General features: G+C 74.6%; 18 protein-coding genes. 9 read left to right on the top strand and 9 right to left on the bottom strand.

All coding sequences use genetic code 11. The features are described 5' to 3' along the window. Position 1: 1 nt before the first annotated feature. Positions 2–514, bottom strand: a complete 513-nt coding sequence (locus tag LG634_RS10380; RefSeq protein ID WP_226733408.1) for a hypothetical protein — start codon at positions 512–514, stop codon at positions 2–4. 325 nt (positions 515–839) lie between these two features. Between LG634_RS10380 and LG634_RS10375 the strand changes: the two genes are divergently transcribed. The 4 genes from LG634_RS10375 (at position 840) to LG634_RS10355 (ending at position 5436) form a co-directional block, all read left to right on the top strand. Continuing rightward, complete coding sequence (locus LG634_RS10375; RefSeq protein WP_226733407.1) at positions 840–3803, top strand: sensor histidine kinase; 2964 nt, start codon at positions 840–842, stop codon at positions 3801–3803. Then, complete coding sequence (locus LG634_RS10370) at positions 3800–4240, top strand: roadblock/LC7 domain-containing protein (RefSeq protein ID WP_226733406.1); 441 nt, start codon at positions 3800–3802, stop codon at positions 4238–4240. The genes LG634_RS10375 and LG634_RS10370 overlap by 4 nt, the downstream gene beginning before the upstream one ends. A gap of 253 nt (positions 4241–4493) precedes the next feature. Beyond that, entirely contained in the window at positions 4494–4835 is a 342-nt protein-coding gene (locus tag LG634_RS10360) for a DUF742 domain-containing protein (protein ID WP_226733405.1), read from the top strand. Next, positions 4816–5436, top strand: coding sequence for a GTP-binding protein (locus tag LG634_RS10355; protein ID WP_226733404.1), 621 nt, complete (start codon positions 4816–4818; stop codon positions 5434–5436). Before LG634_RS10360 ends, LG634_RS10355 begins: the two co-directional genes overlap by 20 nt. Positions 5437–5698: 262 nt before the next feature. On the opposite strand, the gene LG634_RS10350 is transcribed toward LG634_RS10355, so the two are convergent. The 4 genes from LG634_RS10350 to LG634_RS10335 form a co-directional block, all read right to left on the bottom strand. Then, positions 5699–6889 carry a lipid-transfer protein gene (locus LG634_RS10350; protein WP_372482404.1) on the bottom strand — a complete coding sequence of 397 codons (1191 nt, stop codon included), beginning with the start codon at positions 6887–6889 and terminating at the stop codon, positions 5699–5701. Next, positions 6886–7389 (bottom strand): Zn-ribbon domain-containing OB-fold protein, encoded by a 504-nt coding sequence (locus LG634_RS10345; RefSeq protein WP_226733403.1) that lies wholly within the window; start codon positions 7387–7389, stop codon positions 6886–6888. The genes LG634_RS10350 and LG634_RS10345 overlap by 4 nt, the downstream gene beginning before the upstream one ends. A gap of 67 nt (positions 7390–7456) precedes the next feature. Further along, on the bottom strand, positions 7457–7825 hold the full coding sequence (locus LG634_RS10340; RefSeq protein WP_226733402.1) for an Mpo1-like protein: 369 nt from the start codon (positions 7823–7825) through the stop codon (positions 7457–7459). A 13-nt stretch (positions 7826–7838) separates the two neighbouring features. After that, complete coding sequence (locus tag LG634_RS10335) at positions 7839–8630, bottom strand: M15 family metallopeptidase (RefSeq protein ID WP_226733401.1); 792 nt, start codon at positions 8628–8630, stop codon at positions 7839–7841. Between the two features lie 23 nt (positions 8631–8653). On the opposite strand from LG634_RS10335, the gene LG634_RS10330 reads away from it, so the two are divergent. Beyond that, positions 8654–9184 (top strand): NUDIX domain-containing protein, encoded by a 531-nt coding sequence (locus LG634_RS10330; RefSeq protein ID WP_372482403.1) that lies wholly within the window; start codon positions 8654–8656, stop codon positions 9182–9184. Further along, complete coding sequence (locus LG634_RS10325; RefSeq protein ID WP_372482406.1) at positions 9076–10050, top strand: DUF817 domain-containing protein; 975 nt, start codon at positions 9076–9078, stop codon at positions 10048–10050. The genes LG634_RS10330 and LG634_RS10325 overlap by 109 nt, the downstream gene beginning before the upstream one ends. Before the next feature lie 29 nt (positions 10051–10079). On the opposite strand, the gene LG634_RS10320 is transcribed toward LG634_RS10325, so the two are convergent. Continuing rightward, positions 10080–12422, bottom strand: a complete 2343-nt coding sequence (locus LG634_RS10320; protein WP_226733400.1) for a glycoside hydrolase family 31 protein — start codon at positions 12420–12422, stop codon at positions 10080–10082. 208 nt (positions 12423–12630) lie between these two features. On the opposite strand from LG634_RS10320, the gene LG634_RS10315 reads away from it, so the two are divergent. After that, positions 12631–14604, top strand: coding sequence for an acetoacetate--CoA ligase (locus LG634_RS10315; RefSeq protein WP_226733399.1), 1974 nt, complete (start codon positions 12631–12633; stop codon positions 14602–14604). Between the two features lie 42 nt (positions 14605–14646). Here the strand turns inward: LG634_RS10315 and LG634_RS10310 are convergent, their stop codons facing one another. After that, positions 14647–15966 carry an aminotransferase class I/II-fold pyridoxal phosphate-dependent enzyme gene (locus LG634_RS10310; protein ID WP_372482402.1) on the bottom strand — a complete coding sequence of 440 codons (1320 nt, stop codon included), beginning with the start codon at positions 15964–15966 and terminating at the stop codon, positions 14647–14649. Between the two features lie 47 nt (positions 15967–16013). Between LG634_RS10310 and LG634_RS10305 the strand changes: the two genes are divergently transcribed. Beyond that, positions 16014–17297, top strand: coding sequence for an MFS transporter (locus tag LG634_RS10305; RefSeq protein WP_226733397.1), 1284 nt, complete (start codon positions 16014–16016; stop codon positions 17295–17297). Positions 17298–17331: 34 nt separating this feature from the next. Continuing rightward, positions 17332–18213, top strand: a complete 882-nt coding sequence (locus tag LG634_RS10300; RefSeq protein ID WP_226733396.1) for a DUF8829 domain-containing protein — start codon at positions 17332–17334, stop codon at positions 18211–18213. 132 nt (positions 18214–18345) lie between these two features. On the opposite strand, the gene ptsP is transcribed toward LG634_RS10300, so the two are convergent. Both ptsP and LG634_RS10290 read right to left on the bottom strand, forming a co-directional pair. Beyond that, a complete protein-coding gene (ptsP, locus tag LG634_RS10295; protein ID WP_226733395.1) occupies positions 18346–20016 on the bottom strand; it encodes a phosphoenolpyruvate--protein phosphotransferase in 1671 nt (556 codons plus the stop codon). Between the two features lie 83 nt (positions 20017–20099). After that, positions 20100–20546 carry a PTS sugar transporter subunit IIA gene (locus tag LG634_RS10290; RefSeq protein WP_226733394.1) on the bottom strand — a complete coding sequence of 149 codons (447 nt, stop codon included), beginning with the start codon at positions 20544–20546 and terminating at the stop codon, positions 20100–20102. Positions 20547–20927: the final 381 nt, after the last annotated feature.

The following is a 20927-nucleotide window of genomic DNA, read 5'->3' as shown; positions in this document are numbered from 1 at the left end:
GTCAGGCCTCGCTCAGCTGCCCGCCGCGTTGCCGTATTCGTGCTGCGCGGCGGGCCCGGCGGCGCTCACGGCGCAGCCGGCGGGCCGTGCTGCTCGGGACCGACACCACCCCGTTGCGCTGGTGCCACGTCTGGCGGGTCACCCACACGTCGAGCACCCCCCACGTGGCCACCATCGTCGCGGCGATCGAGCCGAGCACCATCGGGAAGGCCAGCCACGATCCGGTCACCGTCAGGAGGAAGGTCACCGACGCCTGTATCAGCGTCACCGCCACCAGCAGAACCGCCCGCACCGCCGCCTCCCGCACCGGATCGGCCATCCGCCGCGTCCCGAACGGCTCCTCGACCCACAGCGACTGCGCCGGCCGCACCGGCCGTGCCCCGTCCGCCGGCCGCACCGCCGGATCCGCGTCCCGGAACCCGTACCCGAAGGACACCCCGGTGCGGTAGCCGTACGCCTCCGCGTCCCGTGCCGTGCTCCCGGCGCCGCCCCCGCGCTGCTGCTCCCTGCCCATGTCCGCTCACTCCCCACCCTGCGGCTCCCCGATGCCGCGTTTCGTGCTCCGTAGAAGAAGACGTACGACGGCTCCGCGGGATTCCCGCGGAGAGAAGACTTCCAGCCATCCACCTGATCGAGTGAACTGACACCCCACGAGGTGTCATGTGCCACATTTCGGGCCGCTCCTGACGGGAAGTATCGGACAAGTGGTGATCTTCGCCTGCGTGCCCGGCTGAAAACGTCCGGACACGCCTTCGAGTTGCCTCCGACGCAGTAGTAGGCTCACGCCGTTTATTGACGGAACACCGACCCCGCACAAGGGGGTTGAGCTGGGGGAGGCCATGCGCTTTCGCGGGAAGTCCATCCGCCGGAAGATCGTGGCGCTGCTGGTCGTGCCGCTCGTGTCCCTCACCGCCCTCTGGGGCTTCGCCACCGTCATCACGGGCCGCGAAGCGGCCCAACTCCTCGATGTCGCGTACGTCATAGGCAAGGTGGGCTACCCCATCGAGGACGTCGTACGCGTCCTGCAGAAGGAACGCCGGCAAACCCTCGTCGTGCTGGGCGACCCGCGCTCCTCCACGGCCGTCGACGAGCTGCAGAAACGTCGCGCCGCCACGGACCGCGAGATCGACGCCATCCGCGTCGACGCCCTCGACCCCGACGTCACCGAAGAGCTCTCCCCGGCCGCCGCCCAGCGCCTCCGCTCGATCATGGAGGCCCTCGACGGCATCGACGGCCTGCGCGGCGCCGTCGACCGCACCGAACTGGAGCCCGCCCAGGCGCTGGAGCTCTACAACCGGCTCGTCGACCCCTGCTACGCCTTCCTCATGAACCTCCACGCCCTGGAGAACGTGGAGATGGACAAGCAGGGCCGCGCCCTCGTCGGCATCACCCGCGCCCGCGAGACCCTGTCCCGCGAGGACGCCGTCGTTGCCGCCGCCCTCGCGGCCCGCAGCGTGAGCAGCCAGGACGCCCGCCTGCTCTCCGACTACATCGCCAACCGCAAGCTCCTCTACGAGACCAACCTCGCCATCCTCCCGGCCCGGGACCGGCAGGAGTTCGAGGAGTACTGGCGCGGCCCGGTCACCCAGCCGCTGCGCGACGCCGAGGAGAAGATCCTCGCGCAGGGCGCCACCCGCCGCCCGCGCGCCGTCGACCACACCACCTGGGACACCACCTCCGAGAAGGTCCTGCACGACCTGGCGGAGATGGGCACCGCCGCCGGCGACCGCTACCAGGCGCGCGTCGAGCCGGTGGCCTTCGGGGTCCTCGCCCAGGCCGCCGTCGCGGGCGTGCTCGGCTTCCTGGCGCTCGGCCTGTCGGTGTTCCTCTCCGTCCGGATCGGCCGCGAACTCGTCCGGGACCTGTCACGGCTGCGCAAGGAGGCCCACGAGGTCTCCGGCGTCCGCCTCCCTGCCGTGATGCGCCGGCTCGCCGCCGGCGAGCAGGTCGACGTGGAGACCGAGGCACCGCGCCTCGAGTACGAGAAGGACGAGGTCGGCCAGGTCGGGCAGGCGCTGAACACCCTCCAGCGTGCCGCCGTCGAAGCCGCCGTCAAGCAGGCCGCGATGCGCCGCGGCGTCTCCGAGGTGTTCGTCAACCTCGCCCGCCGCAACCAGGTCCTCCTGCACCGCCAGCTCACCCTGCTCGACGCGATGGAGCGGCGCACCGAGGACTCCGAGGAACTCGCCGACCTCTTCCGCCTCGACCACATGACCACCCGCATGCGCCGGCACGCCGAAGGCCTGGTCATCCTGTCCGGCGCCGCTCCGTCCCGGCAGTGGCGCAAGCCCGTCCAGCTGATGGACGTGGTCCGGGCGGCCGTGGCCGAGGTCGAGGACTACGAGCGCATCGAGGTCCGCCGGCTGCCCCGGCTCGGCATCACCGGCCCGGCCGTCGCCGACGTCACCCACCTCGTGGCCGAACTGCTGGAGAACGCCACGGTGTTCTCGCCCCCGCACACCGCCGTCCAGGTTCTCGGCGAGCGGGTCGCCAACGGCTTCACGCTGGAGATCCACGACCGCGGTCTCGGCATGAACGCCGATGCGCTCCTCGACGCGAACCTGCGGCTCGCCGAGACCCCCGAGTTCGAACTCTCCGACACCGACCGGCTCGGCCTGTTCGTCGTCAGCCGGCTCGCCCGCCGCCAGTCCGTCCGCGTCTCCCTCCAGCCCTCCCCGTACGGAGGCACCACCGCGGTCGTCTTCCTGCCCGCCGAGCTGCTCACCGAGGCCCCCGACACCAACGGCGTCGGGTTCCGCCTCGACGGGCCCGACCGCAGCGCGCGCAGCGCCACCCCGGGCATCGGCACGTCCGGGCGGACGTCCGGCGCCCGCGGCATCGCCGCCGGTACGGCCTCCCCGCGGCCCGGCCTCACCGGCGTACCCGCCCAGGATCCGACCGGCCCGCCGGCCGTCCTCGGACGCCCGCTGAACGGCCCCGTGGAACTGGAGGGCCCGCTCGGCCTGGACGGCCTCGAAGAGGCCGGCATCCTCGGCCCGCTGCCCGGGCTCGAGGGCACCGGCAGCCCGCGCGGCGGCCTCCTCGGCACCGCCGGACGCGCCCGGCCCACCGGCCCGGTCCGCCTGGAGAGCGCCACCGAACCGGACGAGCCGGACACCGCGCCCGGGGGCCCGCTGCCCCTCCCGCGCCGCCGCCGGCCGCCGACCCTCGTGGCCGAACACGGCCGCCGGGTCGCCGCCCGGCCGGTGTCGGTGGTCCCGCGCCCGGCCGACGACGACGCCGGGTCCGCCGCCCGCCACGGCAACAAGAACGGCAGCGCGAACGGCAGCGCCAATGCCCACGGCGGCTCGAACGGCAACGGCAACCCCGACGGCAGCGCGGGCGGCCACCGGGGCGGCAGCGACCCCGAGCCCGCCGGCGGCCTGCCCCGGCGCGTCCGCCAGGCCAGCCTGGCCCCGCAGCTCAAGGACGCCCCCGCCCGTCGGGTGGACCCGGGCCTCGCCGACGACCGCGACGCCGACCAGGTCCGCAGCCGCATGGCCGCCCTCCAGCGCGGCTGGACCGCCGCCCGCCGCCAGAACGAGGACCGGAACGACGGCCCGAACAACGGCCCGAACGACGACGGGAATCACGACCGGAACGACGGCCGGAACGCGGACCCGTACCGGGCCCCGAGCAGCGGCCCGTACGAAGGCCGGGACGGCGGCACCGACCAGGCCGCCGGATGGAAAACCGCAGGTCGCGCAACCGCGGACCCGGAATCCGGCGTCCCGCATCACGATGGCCGTCCGCAGGGCGGCCACCCCGCACGACGAGACACACCCGAGGGGGACGGTCGATGACCGAACCGAAGACCGCAGCGCACGAGGCCACGTCCCGCGAGGCCGGCCGCCTGAACTGGCTCCTGGACGAGCTGGTCGACCGGGTCGGCAGCATCCGCAAGGCGGTGGTCCTCTCCGGGGACGGCCTCGCCACCGGCAGCTCCAAGGCGCTCACCCGCGAGGACGGCGAGCACCTGGCCGCCGTGGCCTCCGGCTTCCACAGCCTGGCCAAGGGCGTCGGCCGGCACTTCGACGCCGGCCAGGTCCGTCAGACCGTGGTCGAACTGGAGGACGCGTTCCTCTTCGTGACCGCCGCCGGCGACGGCAGCTGCCTGGCCGTCCTGGCGGACGCGGACTCCGACGTCGGCCAGGTCGCGTACGAGATGACCCTCATGGTCAAGCGGGTGGGCGACCACCTGGCGACCGCGCCGCGCACCGGACTGCCCGCCGGCGGGTGAGTCGGACCGCATGAGTGCAGCAGGTCAGGACGGGGTCCGCAGGGACCCCGTCGACGACACCGGCTCCGCGGCGGCCCAGGCGGCCGCGGACCCCGACGCCACCGGCCCGACGGCGGGCACCGGCACCGGAACCGGCACCGGCTCCGAACCCGGGCATCCCGACGCCGGCCCCGGACACCCGGGGACCACGGGCCCCGCCACCGACCCCGCCGGCCCCGCCGACGGCCACTGGTTCGACGACGAGGCCGGCCCCGTGGTCCGCCCGTACGCGATGACCCGCGGCCGCACCACCGGTGCCGGCCACCACCGCCTCGACCTGATCGCCCTGGTCGTCGCCGAGGACGCGGCGCACGACCCGGTGTGGGACCAGACCCTCTCACCGGAGCACGCGGACATCCTCGGGCTCTGCCTCCAGCGGCCGCAGTCCGTAGCCGAGCTGGCCGCGGGCCTCGACCTCCCCGTCGGGGTGGTCCGGGTGCTCGTCGGCGACCTCGTCGAGGACGAACTGGTCCACGTGACCCGGCCGGTGCCCCCGGCCGAACTGCCCGACGAATCCATTCTGCGTGAGGTGATCGATGGCCTACGGGCGCTCTAGCCGGCTCCAGGCCGTCGGCGGCACCGGAACCCCCATCGCCGCCGTCGAACCGCTGGCCCTGAAGATCCTGGTCGCGGGCGGCTTCGGCGTGGGCAAGACCACCCTGGTCGGCGCGGTCAGCGAGATCCGGCCGCTGCGCACCGAGGAGCGGCTGTCCGAGGCCGGCGCCCCGGTGGACGACACGTCCGGCGTCCCGGGCAAGCACACCACCACGGTCGCCATGGACTTCGGGCGGATCACCCTGCGCGAGGACCTCGTCCTGTACCTGTTCGGCACGCCCGGCCAGGACCGGTTCTGGTTCCTGTGGGACGAGCTGGCGCAGGGCGCCCTCGGCGCGGTGGTCCTCGCCGACACCCGCCGTCTGGAGGACTGCTTCGCCGCCGTGGACTACTTCGAGCGGCGCGGCATCCCGTTCCTGGTCGCCGTCAACTGCTTCGACGGCGCACAGCGGCACCCCGCCCCGACCGTGCGCGCGGCGCTCGACCTCGACCCGCACGTGCCGCTCGTGCTGTGCGACGCGCGGTCCCGGGACTCCGTGAAGGAGGTCCTCGCCGGCGTGGTGGAGCACGCGCTGGTGCGCCGCCCCTCCGCCCGCCGCTGACACGAGGCGGCCCGTACCCCGCTGACACGGAGGCGGCCCGTACCCCCGCCGACTGGGGTACGGGCCGCGGCTCTCGTGGGGGACCGCAGCTCCGCGTGCCCGGTGGGGGTACGCGGACTGTGGAGGCAGTGTTCACCTGCCGTGAGGGGCCGTCAAGAACCCCTGCACGCACGGATTTTCCCGCCCCGCCGCCGACGGCTGCCGAGGCGTGGTCGGCGGCGGGTCCGGGGGCGCACTGCGGTGCCGGTGCCCGGCCGGCGCCTCACCGCACCGCCACGACCGCCGACCCGTGCCCGAACAGTCCCTGGTTGGCGGAGATCCCCACCCGCGCGCCGGCCACCTGCCGGGCTCCCGCCGTGCCGCGGAGCTGCCAGGTCAGCTCGCAGACCTGGGCGATCGCCTGGGCCGGAACGGCCTCGCCGAACGAGGCCAGGCCGCCGCTCGGATTGACCGGGATGCGGCCGCCCAGCGCCGTCGCACCCTCCCGCACCAGCTTCGCGCCCTCGCCCTCCCCGCACAGCCCGATGTCCTCGTACCACTCCAGTTCCAGCGCGGTGGACAGGTCGTACACCTCGGCCAGCGACAGGTCCTCCGGCCCCAGCCCGGCCTCCTCGTACGCCGCCCGCGCGAGCGCGGACCGGAAGCTGCCGGGCGCCGGTGCCACCGCGGCCGCCGAGTCCGTGGCGATGTCGGGCAGGTCGAGTTCGGTCCGCGGGTAGGCGGGCGTGACCGTCGAGACCGCCCGGATCCGCACCGGGTCGGCCACCCCCCGCGCGCGGGCGAAGTCCAGGCTCGTCAGCACCAGCGCCGCCGCCCCGTCGGAGGTCGCGCAGATGTCGAGCAGCCGCAGCGGATCCGCGACCACGGGGGAGGCCGCCACCTCCTCGGCGGACACCGGCACCCGGTAGCGGGCGTTCGGGTTCAGCGCCCCGGCCGCCGCGTTCTTCACCTTGACCAGGGCGAAGTCCTCCGGCCCGTCCCCGTGCAGCGCCATCCGGCGGCGCGCGTACAGGCCGAAGTACGCCGGGTTGGTGGCCCCCAGCACCCGGAAGCGCAGCCAGTCCGGGTCGTCCGGCCGGTCGCCGCCGGCCGGCGCGAAGAACCCCTTCGGCGCCGCGTCCGCGCCCACCACCAGCACCACGTCGGCGAGCCCCGCGAGGATCTGCGCCCGGGCCGCCGCGATCGCCTGCGCCCCGCTCGCGCAGGCCGCGTACACGCTGGTCACCCGCGCGCCCTGCCAGCCCAGTGCCCGCGCGAAGGTGGCCCCCGCGACGTGGCCGGGGTAGCCGCCGCGCACGGTGTCCGCGCCGACCACCGCGCCGACCTCCGTCCACTCCAGCCCGGCGTCGGCGAGCGCCGCCCGCGCGGCGGCCGTCCCGTACGTGACGAAGCTGCGCCCCCACTTGCCCCACGGGTGCATCCCGGCCCCGAGGACCGCCACGTCCGTGCTCACGACGACTCCCGCGCGGTCCGCGCCTGCGGACCGGACGCCTCGGGCACCGGCCGGAAGTGCCAGGTGGTCCGGACGCCGCCGGCGTCCTCGTCCAGCACGCCCGGCACCACCTCGACGGTCATGCCCACGGCGAGGTCGGCGACCGTCACCCCGGGCGCGGCCTGCCCCAGGACGACCATCCGCTCGGCCGCCAGCTCCACCGCCACCAGCGTGTACGGCTCCCAGGGCACGGCCGGGTCGGACACGTAGGGGGCGGGCGGCCGGTACCGCCCGTCCGTGTAGGACCAGACCGTGCCGCGCGGGGACAGCGGGACCTCCACCAGTTCGTCCCCGGCGCAGTGCGGATTGCGGCAGTACGCGTCCTCGCGCGGGAAGAACACGGAACCGCACGCCGTGCACCGGGTGCCCAGCAGGCGGAACCCCCGCTCCCCGGAACCGTCTTCGGCCTGTACGTCGTCGGTGAACCAGCCGGCCACCACGGGTGTGCGTGTGCGCGCCAAGACCCCTCCCGAGCAGAACCGTCCGGAAGCGGACGGACAGCTGACGGTCCGTCGAGCTGACGGATCGTCAGAAGTCTGCCATGGCGCCTTCGTTCTCGGCGAGCCACTTGGCGGCCGTCTCCGCCAGCTCCGCGTCCCGGCCCGCCAGCATCATCCGGATCATCTGCGCGTCCCCGCGCAGCGACCAGGCGGGATGCCCGAAGGTCGCCGGGTTGTTGCCCTCGATCAGGAAATGCGCCGGCCAGGCCGTCCCGTAGCCGATCAGCGGCAGCGCCAGCGCGTACCGCTTCCGCCCGCGCGCCAGCCCGTACGCGGTCACGGCGAGACCGGTCAGGGTGCCGGCGAGGTGCACCCAGCGGGTCGCGGCCCGCGAGTGCATCGCGACGTAGTAGGGCCAGAATTCCTCGTACGATCCGAAAGTACGGCTCTCAGTCATGGCCGCACGGTACTCACCGGGCGGCGGAACGGACCCGTACCGGGAGGTCGAAATACGTCTCCGGATACGCCTCCGGGCGGAGGGTGAAGTGCCACCACTCCTCGGGAAGGTTCACGAACCCCTCCGCTTCCAGCGCCCGCCGCAGCACCTCCCGCCGCTCCCGCACCCCGGCCCCGACCTCCGGAGCACCCGTGTGCGCCAGCGGATCGAAGCAGTCGAACCCCGTCCCCATGTCCGCCGACCCGTCCGGATCCCGCCGCCCCGCCCCGGCCGCACACGGCCCCTCACCCGCCCACGAACCGGCCGGGACCGGCGCCCCGGACCCCGGCACCCGTACCAGCGTCACGTCCACCGTGCTGCCCCTGCTGTGCCCCGACCGCCGCGCGATGTACCCCTCCTCGAACAGCCGGGACTTCGGCACCCGCGGGTGGAACGCGGCCCGCACCGCCGGGTCCTCCGGTTCCGCCGCCCAGCGCACGAACCGGTCGACCGCCCGCTGCGGCCGGTAGCAGTCGTACACCTTCAGCGAGTAGCCCCGCAGCAGCAGCCCCCGCTGCGCCCGCCGCAGCGCCAGCGCGGCCGGCCGGGCCAGCAGGCACACCGGCTCCTCGTATCCGTCCACCGGCCGCCCCGTGAAGTTCCGCCGCGACGCGTACCGCATGTCCTGCACCACCGACGGATCCACCGCCCGGAGCGCCACGAACGGCCCCGCGCCCGGGCGCCCGCCCGCATCCGCACCCGCCCACCCCGCGGGCAGCGCGCCGAGCAGCAGCGTCCCCAGTACGGCAACCACCGGAATTCTCATGCCCCTTCCCTTACCATCGCGGGGTGTCAGCACCCCTGAAGGACTCGCACTGCTCCGGCTGCGGCGCCGCGTACGCCACGACGGCATGGCCCCGCACCTGCCCCGCCTGCGGCGCGACCGCCTACCGCAACCCGCTCCCGGTGGCCGTCGCCCTCCTCCCCGTCGAGGACGACGCCGGCACCGGCCTCGCCGTCATCACCCGGACCATCCAGCCGGCCCTCGGCGGCATCGCCCTGCCCGGCGGGTTCATCGACCACGGCGAAGACTGGCGGGACGCGGTCGTCCGCGAACTCCGCGAGGAGACCGGCATCGACGCCCCGGCCGCCGAGGTCGTCCTCGCCGACGCCCTCAGCTCCCCGGCCGGGCACCTCCTCCTCTTCGGCCTGCTCCCGGCCCGCCCGGCCGCCGCCCTGCCCCCGTCCGTCCCCACCGACGAGACCACCGGCTGGCACGTCCTCCACGCCCCCGCCGAACTCGCCTTCCCCCTCCACACCGAGGCCGCCGCCCGCTGGTTCGCCGGCCACTACCCGGCCCCCGCCCCCGCCACCCCCTGACCCGCCCGCCGGCGGCCCCGCCCCCGCAGAACCACCGGCCCCCCGCCCCGCGTCCTGCAACGCGTGACCGCGACCACGAGCCCGCCCGCCCCCCCCGCACCCCCGCCCGGCTCCGGCACGCCGCCCACCAGCTGCTCCACTTCGGCCTCCTGCAAGCCCGCAGCTGTGCCTTCGCCGTCGCCCTGGTCGCCGGCATCGCGGTCTCCGGCCTCCTGCCCGCCCTCCCCGTCGCCCGCTACGACCTCGTCCTGCTCTACGGGCTCCTCCTCGCCGTCCTCGCCCGCCGGCTCGGCTGGGACCGCCCCGGCGACACCCGGGTCCTCCTCGGCTGCCACGCCATCGGCCTGCTCTTCGAACTCGTCAAGGTCCGCCTCGGCTCGTGGAGCTACCCCGAGGAAGCCCTCACGAAGATCGCCGGCGTGCCGCTGTACGGCGGCTTCCTCTACGCCGCCGTCGGCAGCTACGTCTGCCGGGCCTGGCACCTGCTGCGGCTCGAACTCGACGGCTACCGGCCCCGCACCATGGCCGCCCTCGCTGCCGCCGTCTACCTCAACTTCTTCACCCACCACTGGCTCCCCGACGCCCGCTGGGTGCTCGCCGCCCTCCTCCTCGCCGCCACCACCGGCACCTGGGTCCGCTACACCGTCGGCGACACCCACCACCGCATGCCGCTCGCCCTCGCCTTCGCCCTCATCGGCTTCTTCCTCTGGATCGCCGAGAACGCCGCCACGTACGCCGGCGCCTGGAGCTACCCCGACCAGCTCGACGGCTGGCAGCCGGTGTCCCTCGCGAAGTTCGGCGCCTGGTCGCTGCTGATCTCCGTCACCTTCGTCGTCGCCGCCCGCACCCGCCCCCGCCCGGCCTGACCCCCGCCGCCACCCGCCGGCCCGCGCGCTCACACCCCCCGCACCCGCACCCGCTCCGCGACCGGCAGCCCGTCCTCCCGCTCCACCTCCACCCGCCCGTCCCGCCACCGCGTCACGTACCGCTCGACCGGCGGCACCTGCCAGCCGTCCCCGGGATCGCGCACCAGCAGCCCGCTGCCCGTCCGCCCCCGCGCCGGCGCCCACACCTCCAGCTCCAGCGCCCCGTCCGGCGCCCGCACCGGCAGCACCGCACCGGCCCGCGCCAGCACCGGGATCCGCCCCGCCGGCGCCTCCACCAGCACCTGCCCCGGACCCTCGTGCGCCGCCCCCGTCACCACGTCGTACCAGCGTCCGCGCGGCAGCCGCACCGCCCGCCGGTCCGCCCCGCACTCCAGCACCGGCGCCACCAGCAGCGCGTCCCCGAGCAGGAACGCGTCCTCGCAGTCCCGCAGCGCCCGGTCCGCCGGCGTCCGCCACCACACCGGCCGTACGTACGGCGCCCCGGTCCGCCGCGCCAGGTGCGACAGCGTCACGAAGTACGGATGCAGCCGCTCCCGCTCCGCCAGCACCGCCCGCGCGTGCTCCAGCACCTCCGGCCCGAACTCCCACGGCTCCCGCCGCCCCGCCCAGATCGCCGCATGCGTACGGAACAACGGCAGGTACGCCCCCAGCTGGAACCACCGCAGGTACAGCTCCGGCGACGGCGACCCGCCGAACCCGCCCACGTCCGGACCCGAGTACGGGATCCCGCACAGACCCAGCCCCAGCACCAGCGCCAGCGACGCCCGCAGCCCCGGCCAGCTGCTCTCCACGTCCCCCGACCAGGTCCCCCCGTACCGCTGCAGCCCCGCCCACCCCGACCGCGAGAACAGGAACGGCCGCTCCGCCGGCCGCAGCCGCACCAGCCCCTCGTACCCGGCACGCGCCATCGCCAGCCCGTACACGTTGTGCCCCGCCCGGTGGTCGCCCGGACTCCCGTCCAGCGCGTGCTGCGCCGACCGCGGCAGCGTCGCATCCCCGAACGGCGCGAACGACACCGGCTCGTTCATGTCGTGCCACACCCCGGCGAACCCCTGCGCCAGCCGCTCCCCGTACTGGTCCCCCCACCACGCCCGCACCGGCGGATGCGTGAAGTCCGGGTACACGCAGTCACCGGGCCACACCACCCCCCGCACCTCCCGCCCCGACGCGTCCCGCACGAACGCCCCCGCCGCCCGCCCCGACTCGTACACCGCGTTCCCCGGCTCCGCCGGCACCGCCGGATCCACGATCGACACCAGCCGCACGCCCTCCCGCCGCAACTCGGCCGCCAGCTCCGGCAGCCGCGGGAACCGCTCCTCGTCCACCGTGAACACCCGGTGCCCGTCGTAGTGGTCGATGTCCAGGTGCAGCGCCGACAGCGGCAGCCCGTGCTCCCGGTAGCCCGCCACCACCCGCCGCACCTCCGCAGCGCTGCCGAACCCCCAGCGGGCGTGCTGGTGACCCAGCGCCCACGCCGGCGGCACCGCGGCCCCGCCGGTCAGCCCCGCCCACCCCTGCAGCACCCGCGCCGGCGTGCCCACCAGCACCCACGTCCGCAGCGGCCCGCCGTCCATGCGCAGCTCGCAGCCGCCCGGCCGGTCCTGGCCCGACCCGGCCCCCTCCTCGCCCTCCCGCAGGGTCACCCGCCCGTCCCACGTGTTGTCGTGGAACACCAGGTGCGTCCCCGCGTCCGCCACCACCAGCTGCACCGGCATCGTCAGGTACAGGGGATCGTCACCCGGCCCGAAACCCCCCTTCGGATCCGTGTTCCACAGCCGGTACGAGCCGTCCCGCAGCCGCGGCCCCGCCGCCCGGCCGCCCAGCCCGAAGAACCGCGCGTCCGGCGCCACCTCCGACCGCTGCACCCAGCGCGCCGGACCGTCTCCCGACACCGGCTCCCACCACCGCGGCGGCAGCTCCCGCCGCAGCACCGCCCCGCCCGGCGTGCGCACCTCCACCGCGCCGTTCCGGGAGATCGCCACCGTCACCCGCTCCGAGACCACGCGCCAGCCGCCGTCGGTGTCCGGCTCCAGCACCGCCCGCCCGTCCGGCTCCGGCCCCTCCCCGGCCAGCCCGTACGACGGCAGCGGCGCCGCCCCGTCCCAGCCCCAGAACACCGCCCCGCCCACCGCCACCTGCACGGTCAGCTCCGAGCGCGCGAAATGCAGCACCCCGCCACCGGGCCGCGGATCCGCCCCCGCCAGCGGGCCCGGCACCCGCGCCCGCTCCGCACCCCGCGCCGGCAGCGCACCCGCATCGGCGCGCCGATGGCGCCAGGCCGCCCCCCACGCGCGCCGCCCGCGCACCGAACCGAGGTCTTTCACCGCACGCAGGAGATCACGACCGTCCATGGCGCTCACCCTGCCATCCCGGCGCAGGTCAGGAGGGTCCGTTCAACTGGCGTTCACCCACATCCGGCCGGGTTCTGGCTGTGGCTGACGGCTCTGGTGCGGAACCCGATCACATGGCATCGTCCCTGTGAGCCTCCACGCGCCACCCACCGCGCGGTGGCACCGTACGCACACGACGCGCAGAGCCGCAGACCCCGGGAGCCGACCCATGACCTCAGCCACGCCCCAGCCCTTGTGGTCGCCGGGCCCCGAGCGGATCGCCGCAGCCCAGGTGACCCGCTTCCAGGAATGGGCCGCCGAACGGTACGGAGCCCCCGCCGACGGCGGCTACCCGGCCCTGCACCGCTGGTCCGTCGACGAACTCGACACCTTCTGGCAGGCCGTCGCCACCTGGTTCGACGTCCGCTTCACCACGCCGTACGAGGAAGTGCTCGGCAACCGCAGCATGCCCGGCGCCCACTGGTTCCCCGGCGCCACCCTCAACTACGCCGAGCACGCCCTGCGCGCCGCCGAGGACCCGGCCCGGGCCGGCGAGCCCGCCCTGCTGTGCGTCGACGAGACCCACGAGCCGGTCCCGGTGACCTGGGCGGACCTGCGCCGCCAGGTCGGCTCGCTCGCCGCCGAACTGCGCGCCCTCGGCGTCCGCCCCGGCGACCGGGTCAGCGGCTACCTGCCCAACATCCCCGAGGCCGTCGTCGCCCTCCTCGCCACCGCGGCCGTCGGCGGCGTCTGGACCTCCTGCGCCCCCGACTTCGGCGCCCGCAGCGTGCTGGACCGCTTCCAGCAGGTCGAGCCCGTCGTCCTGTTCACGGTCGACGGCTACCGCTACGGCGGCAAGCAGCACGACCGCACCGACACCGTCGCCGAACTCCGCCGCGAACTGCCCACCCTGCGCGCCGTCGTGCACATCCCGCTGCTTGGCACCGCCGCCCCCGAGGGCACCCTCGACTGGTCCGCGCTCACCTCCGCCGACACCGAGCCCGTCTTCGAGGACGTCCCCTTCGACCACCCGCTGTGGGTCCTGTACTCCTCCGGCACCACCGGCCTGCCCAAGGCGATCGTCCAGTCCCAGGGCGGCATCCTCCTCGAACACCTCAAGCAGCTCGGCCTGCACTGCGACCTGGGCCCCGGGGACCGGTTCTTCTGGTACACCTCCACCGGCTGGATGATGTGGAACTTCCTCGTCTCCGGCCTGCTCACCGGCACCACCGTGGTCCTGTACGACGGCAGCCCCGGCTTCCCGGACACCGGCGCCCAGTGGCGGATCGCCGAGCGCACCGGCGCCACCCTGTACGGCACCTCCGCCGCGTACGTGATGGCCTGCCGCAAGGCCGAGGTCCACCCCGGCCGCGACTTCGACCTGTCCGCCGTCAAGTGCGTGGCGACGACCGGCTCCCCGCTGCCGCCCGACGGCTTCCGCTGGCTGCACGACGAGGTCGCCGAGGACCTGTGGATCGCCTCCGTCAGCGGCGGCACGGACGTGTGCAGCTGCTTCGCCGGCGCCGTCCCCACCCTCCCCGTGCACATCGGCGAACTCCAGGCCGCCTGCCTCGGCACCGACCTCCAGTCCTGGGACCCGGCCGGCAAGCCGCTCACCGGGGAGGTCGGCGAACTCGTCGTCACCAACCCGATGCCCTCGATGCCGATCCGGTTCTGGAACGACCCCGACGGCAGCCGCTACCGCGACAGCTACTTCGAGATGTTCCCCGGCACCTGGCGGCACGGCGACTGGATCACGATCACCGACCACGGCTCGGTGGTCATCCACGGCCGCTCCGACTCCACCCTGAACCGGCAGGGCGTCCGGATGGGCTCCGCCGACATCTACGAGGCCGTCGAACGCCTCCCCGAGATCAAGGAATCCCTCGTCATCGGCCTGGAGGAGCCGAACGGAGGCTACTGGATGCCGCTGTTCGTCCACCTCGCCCCCGGCGCCGCCCTCGATGAGGACCTGATCGACCGGATCCGCCGGACCATCCGGGAGGAGCTCTCCCCGCGGCACGTCCCGGACGAGGTCGTCGAGGTCCCCGCCATCCCGCACACCCTCACCGGCAAGCGCCTCGAAGTCCCCGTCAAGCGCCTTCTCCAGGGCACCGCCCTGGAGAAGGCCGTCAACCCGGGCTCGGTGGACAACGCCGAACTCCTCCGCTTCTACGAGGAACTGGCCCGCACCCGCAAGTAGCCCGGAGGACGGGCCGGGGGCCGGAGCCGCACCGCTCCGGCCTCACCCCCCGTACGTGGCCTCGGACTCGCCCAGCACGGCCGCGAAGTCCGAGGCCAGCCGCAGCGCATCGGCCCCCTCCAGCCCGGCACTCGTGATCCGCACCGCCGGCGGCGCCCCGATCCGGAACCGCTGCCCCGCCGCCACCCACCAGCCGTGCGTCCGCAGCCCGTTGACCACCGCCGACTCGTCGCGCACCGGCACCCACACGTTCAGCCCGCTCACCCCGGCCGCCGCGATCCCGTGCCGCCCGAGTGCCCTGATCAGCCCCTCCCGGCGCTCCGTGTACGCCTCCTCCGCCCGCGCCACGAGCAGCCGGGCCACCGGATCGGCCATCGCCCGCGCCACCGTCGCCTGCAGGATGTGGCTCACCCAGCCCGACGTCAGCAGCAGCCGCCCGTCGTGCCGTGCCAGTGTGGTCGGATCTCCGGCCAGCACCGCCCACCGCAGGTCGATCCCCAGGTGCTTGGACACCGTCCGGACGTGCGCCCAGCGCGGCAGCCCGCCGGCCGTCAGCGAATTCAGCGGCACCCCGGAGATGTCCGCGTTGTGGTCGTCCTCGATCACCAGCACCTCCGGGAACTCCGCCAGCACCGCCAGCAGTTCGTCCCGCCGGCCCGCCGTGAACCGGCCCCCGGTCGGACACTGCGCCCGCGGACTGCACACCAGCGCCCGCGCCCCGCCCCGCAGCGCCCTGGCCAGCTCCGCCGGCCGCACCCCCTCGTCGTCCACCGCCACCGGCAGCATCCGCAGCCCGAGCGCGGGCACCAGGTCGAGCAGGTGGTGGAACCCCGGGTCCTCCACCGCCACCGCATCACCCGGCTTCAGCTCCGCGGACAGCAGCCGCGCGATGCAGTCGAGCGCACCGTGCGCGAACGTCACTCCGTCCGCCGGCACCCCGTCCCGGCCCAGCCACGCCCGGGCCGCCTCCTCCAGCTGCGGCAGCCGCGGACTGGCCCGGTGCGAGCCGTGTACGGGCGAGACCTCCGTCGGGGGCGCGAGCGCCGGCAGCAGCGCCGGATCGGGGTGCCCGCCCGCGAGGTCGCGCACCCCCGCCGGCACCCGCGGCGGCCGCCGCGAACCCACGGCCGGCGCATGAGCCACGACCGTCCCGCCGCGCCCGCGCGTCACGACGATCCCGCGCGAGCGCAGCTCCTTGTACGCCGTCGCGACGGTGCCCGGGCTGACCCCGAGCCCGTCCGCGAGGCGGCGCACCGGAGGCAGCGCGGTGCCCGGCGCCAGCGAACCCTCGGACACGCCGCGCTCGACGGACGCCGCGATCTCCCTGGCGGTCGTACCGGTGAACGAATATTGTGTTGTCACGTACATGATTATGTATCGATACAAAACTCACGTCAACGGGGGAAACCGTGAGCACCACCAGCACCCGTGCCGCCGCACTCCGCGCCCGGATACCCGGCGGCCCCGACGGCCGCCGCGTCCTCGTCATCTCGCTCGTCGACAAGATCGGCACCGGCCTCTGGGCCGGCACCGCCGTCCTCTACTTCTCCACCGTCGCCGGCCTCGGCCTCGCCCAGGTCGGCCTCCTCATCGCCGTCTCCGGAGGCATCGGCATCGCCGGCGCACCACTCGCCGGCCGCGCCGCCGACAGCATCCCGGTCACCCGCCTGAGCGCCTGCCTGCACCTCGTCCGCGCCGCCGCCGCCCTGGCCCTCCTCACCACCCACGACTTCTGGCTCCTGCTCGCCTACTCCGCCGTCGGCAGCCTCGGGGACCGCGGAGCCAACGTCACCACCAAGCTCTACGCCGCCCGCATCGCCGGCCCCGACCGGGTCCGCTTCCAGGCCCTCAACCGCACCGTCATGAACATCGGCTTCGGCATCGGCGGCCTCGCCGCAGCCGGCGCCCTCGCCCTCGGCACCACCGGCGCCTACCGCGCCCTGCTCCTCGGCGACGCCCTCTCCTACCTCGCCATGGCCGCGCTCACCCTGCGATGCACCGAAACCGCCGCCCCCGGCAAGGTCGTCACCGGCTCCGGCGACCCCGCAGGACCGCCCGCCGCCCGGCCCGCGAGCCCGTGGCGCGACCGCACCTACCTCCTCTACACCCTCACCGAGACCGCCCTCTTCTTCGACGACGCGATCTTCAAGGTGGGCATCCCGCTCTGGATCATCCACGCCACCGAAGCCCCGCACGGCCTCGCACCGCTGCTGATGGTCCTCAACAACGTCCTGGTCGTCCTCTGCCAGGTCCCCCTCGCCCGCTACGGCACCAGCACCGACGCCGCCCGCCGGCTGCTGCGCCCGCTCGCCGCCTCCTTCGGCCTCGGCTGCGCGGCCCTCGCGGCCGCCGCACTCGGCGGCCCCTGGACCGCCACCGCCGCCCTCGTCGTCGCCGCCGCGGCCCTCACCTTCGCCGAGATGGTCCACGCCGTCGCCTCGTGGGAACTCTCCCTCGCCCTCGCCCCCGACGAAGCCCAGGGCGCCTACCTCGGCGTCCACGGCCTCGCCGCCGCCGGACAGCGCAGCCTCGGCCCGCTCGCCGCCACCGCCGCCGTCGCCGCCGGCCCACTCGCCTGGGCCGCCCTCGGCGCCGCCCTCGCCCTCACCTGCCTCGGCCAGGACCGCCTGGTCCGCACCGCACTCCCCGGACCCGCACTGTCGGTCCCCCCGATTACAGTGCGTAACAACTGATCGCACGCCGTACACCACGCCACCGGGGGGAACCATGGCGCACACCGCACGACCCGTCCACACCACCGCCCGCCTGCGACGCACGCTCGACCGCGAAGTACCCGGCACCGTCGGCCTCCTCACCGACCCCGCCGACTTCGCCGCCATGACGGCCTACGACACCTTCCCCTTCCACGACCCCGCCGACCACGACGCGTACCTGCACGCAGTCCACGGCCTGCTGCACGCCCGCACCGCCCGCGGCCGGCACACCGACGTCGCCCTCTTCGACCCGGAGGACTACCTCGACTTCTGCACCCACCACACCCTCGACCCCGACACACCCGAAGCCCGCACCCGCTTCACCGCCGGCCTCGCCGCCACCGGCACCGCCGTCCCCTTCGAAGGCCAGCCCCTCGACACCCTCGTCCCGCTCCTCGTCGACGAGTCGGTCCGCCAGACCACCTGGGAGTACGCCACCCTGCTCCTCGCCGGACTCGGACCCTGCGCCGACTGCGGCACCGACATCGGCCACAGCGCCTTCACCCGCGCCGACCGCATCCTCGACCGGCTCCTCGACGGCGCCGGACCCGGCGACCACCACCTCGTCGTCAGCGTCCCCGCCGACGCCGACCAACTCGTCGCCGCCCTGCACAGCGGCGCCCCGCCCCGGACCCGCGCTGAGTTCGTCACCGTGCTCGCCGCCGGGCTCGGCCTCCAGCGCACCGGGGGACTGGTGCTGCGCCGCAGCACCGAAGGCGCCCCCGACCGTCTGCACGGATGGCGCCTCGACCACGGCGCCCTGCTCCCCATCTCCGCTGCCGAGGTCTTCAACGCCTACTGCACCGACGCCGACACCGGCGACCTCCTCGCCCCGGAACCAGGCGTCGAGTACTGCCCCGGCTACCCCGTCGACGAACCGGACCCGCATCACTGACGACCGAAGCCCCCGGCATCCGGGCCGGCCGACCCGGCCCGGACACGGCCGAGGGGCCCTCCGCCACCCAGGCGAAGGGCCCCTCGGGACCAGGACCACCGGCCGGCCCCACAGCCGGCCGGTGGCCCGACGTCACTCCCCGGACAGCACAGCCTGCGCGGCGATCCGGGCCTCCTCGGCACTGTCCGCGGCCCGCGCCGCAGCAGCCGCCCGCTCACACTGCGCCAGCGTGTACTTCGCCAGCGTCGCGCGCACGTACGGAATCGAAGCGGCGCCCATCGACAGGCTGGTCACGCCCAGACCCGTCAGGACACACGCCAGCAGCGGGTCCGAAGCCGCCTCGCCGCAGACCCCACAGCTCTTGCCCTCGGCCCGGGCGGCCTCCGCCGCCATCGAGATCAGGTCCAGCAGCGCCGGCTGCCACGGGTCCTGAAGCCGCGACACCGCACCCACCTGCCGGTCCGCGGCGAACGCGTACTGCGCCAGGTCGTTCGTGCCCAGCGACAGGAACTCGACCTCCTGCAGGATCGACCGCGCCCGCAGTGCCGCCGACGGGATCTCCACCATCGCGCCGAACTTCGCCACCAGCCCCGCCGCCCGGCACGCGTCGGCGAACGCCTTCGCGTCCGCACGGTCCGCCACCATCGGCGCCATGACCTCCAGGTACACCGGAAGCCCCTCGGCCGCCTTCGCCAGCGCCGTCAGCTGCGTCCTCAGCACCTCAGGGTGGTCCAGCAGCGACCGCAGACCACGGACACCGAGCGCCGGGTTGGGCTCGTCCGCCGGCGTCAGGAAGTCCAGCGGCTTGTCGGCACCGGCGTCCAGCACCCGCACCACGACCCGGCCCTCCGGGAACGCCTCCAGCACCTTCCGGTACGCCTCGACCTGCTTCTCCTCGGACGGCGCCTTCCGGCTGTCGTCCAGGAACAGGAACTCGGTGCGGAACAGACCCACGCCCTCCGCACCCGCCTCGACCGCCGCCGGCACGTCCGCGGGCCCGCCCACGTTCGCCAGCAACGGCACCTTGTGACCGTCGGAGGTGGCGCCCGGACCTGACGACGCCGCCAACGCCGCCTTCCGTTCGGCCGCCGCGGCCTGCAGCTCCGCCCGCTTCTCCTCGCTCGGATCCACGAAGATCTCACCCGTGCTGCCGTCCACGGCCACGACCGTGCCCTCGGCCAGCTCGCCCGCACCGGGCAGCGCCACCACGGCCGGCACGCCCAGCGCCCGCGCCAGGATCGCGCTGTGGCTGGTCGGCCCGCCCTCCTCGGTCACGAACCCCAGCACCAGCGCCGGGTCCAGCAGCGCCGTGTCCGCCGGCGCCAGGTCCCGCGCGATCAGCACGTACGGCTCGTCACTGTCCGGCACACCCGGCATCGGCACGCCCAGCAGCCGCGCCACGATCCGGTTCCGTACGTCGTCCAGGTCGGCCACCCGGCCGGCCATGTACTCACCCGCCCCGGCCAGCAGCTCCCGGTAGGCGGCGAACGCGTCGTACACACCGCGCTCGGCCGTGCTTCCGACGACGATCCGCCGGTCCACGTCCGCCATCAGCTCGGGGTCCTCGGCGATCATCGCCTGGGCCTCCAGCACGTGCTGGGCCTCCCCACCCGCCAGCTGGCCACGCGCGATCAGGTCGGCCGCCACGGCCTTCACGGCCTGACGGGCGCGCCCCTGCTCGCGCTCCGCCTCGTCGGCGGCGATCTGCTTGGCCGGCGGCTCCAGAACCGCGGTGCCCATGTGCCGTACCTCGCCGATCGCCACCCCGTGGCTCACGCCGACGCCTCGCAGCGTTGTCTCCATTTCACCGTCTCCGGTCGTGCGGCGGTCGCGGCGCCGCGGTGGATGTTGGATCTGCCGCCGCGGCCCCGCCGCGGCGAGGGCCGTCAGGCCCAGCTGAAGAGCGCGTCGCCGGCCTTCACGTCGCTCTCGACGAGACCGGAGAGCGCCTCCGCGGTGGCTTCGAGCGCCACGACCGGGCAAATGGGGGACTTCCCGGCGGCCTCCACGGCCTGCGGGTTCCAGCGGATCATCTCCTGACCGCGCACCACGGTGTCGCCCTTGCTCACGAGGAGCTCGAAGCCCTCGCCGTTGAGCTGAACGGTGTCGATCCCGAGGTGCGTCAGCACCCCGTGGCCCTCGCCGTCCACGACGACGTACGCGTGCGGGTGCAGTGAGACGACCACACCGTCGACGGGAGCGACCGCCGCGGAAGGCTCGCGCACGGGGTCGATGGCGGTACCGGGACCCACCATTGCGCCGGAGAACACCGGATCCGGCACAGCCGCGAGTCCGATGGCGCGCCCGGCAAGAGGGGACGTCACGGTGGTCATGAAGGGCCTCCCAGGGGGGTGGGGCTTCGAGGTGTCGCCACTCCCCGAAGTCCCGGGAGGGCGTACTCGTGTGAAGGGTAAGTCATGAAAAGTCCCGGTTCCGCCCGATGTCTTCCACCTCGGCCGAGCACCGTGGACCAGTGGACTAGACCATACGCCTGTTTCGATTTGCCCGCTCACCACGGGGCCTGTACTGTCGTAAGTCCTGCCTGGCCGGGCACGTGAACACCACGTGAACAACAGGTCGGCGGGCAACCCACTCTTGAGCGTCAGCCACATTCGGACCGCTTCCGCATGCCTTGCGGAATCCGGTGGTCCGGAGCCGGGAAAAACGCTGATAGAGTCGGAAACGCCGGAAGGGAAAGCGCGAAAGCGCTGGAA

This window comes from Streptomyces bambusae (assembly GCF_020532645.1).
Classification (GTDB): Bacteria; Actinomycetota; Actinomycetes; order Streptomycetales; family Streptomycetaceae; genus Streptomyces; species Streptomyces bambusae.
The sequence above is the reverse complement of the archived record's forward strand: the minus strand, read 5'-3'. Positions and strand labels throughout refer to the sequence as shown.

Coding starts and splice junctions, on each gene's coding strand:
- LG634_RS10380 (WP_226733408.1), bottom strand. CDS start 514: ATGGGCAGGGAGCAGCAGCGCGGGGGCGGCGCCGGGAGCACGGCACGG.
- LG634_RS10375 (WP_226733407.1), top strand. CDS start 840: ATGCGCTTTCGCGGGAAGTCCATCCGCCGGAAGATCGTGGCGCTGCTG.
- LG634_RS10370 (WP_226733406.1), top strand. CDS start 3,800: ATGACCGAACCGAAGACCGCAGCGCACGAGGCCACGTCCCGCGAGGCC.
- LG634_RS10355 (WP_226733404.1), top strand. CDS start 4,816: ATGGCCTACGGGCGCTCTAGCCGGCTCCAGGCCGTCGGCGGCACCGGA.
- LG634_RS10340 (WP_226733402.1), bottom strand. CDS start 7,825: ATGACTGAGAGCCGTACTTTCGGATCGTACGAGGAATTCTGGCCCTAC.
- LG634_RS10335 (WP_226733401.1), bottom strand. CDS start 8,630: ATGAGAATTCCGGTGGTTGCCGTACTGGGGACGCTGCTGCTCGGCGCG.
- LG634_RS10320 (WP_226733400.1), bottom strand. CDS start 12,422: ATGGACGGTCGTGATCTCCTGCGTGCGGTGAAAGACCTCGGTTCGGTG.
- LG634_RS10315 (WP_226733399.1), top strand. CDS start 12,631: ATGACCTCAGCCACGCCCCAGCCCTTGTGGTCGCCGGGCCCCGAGCGG.
- LG634_RS10300 (WP_226733396.1), top strand. CDS start 17,332: ATGGCGCACACCGCACGACCCGTCCACACCACCGCCCGCCTGCGACGC.
- ptsP (WP_226733395.1), bottom strand. CDS start 20,016: ATGGAGACAACGCTGCGAGGCGTCGGCGTGAGCCACGGGGTGGCGATC.
- LG634_RS10290 (WP_226733394.1), bottom strand. CDS start 20,546: ATGACCACCGTGACGTCCCCTCTTGCCGGGCGCGCCATCGGACTCGCG.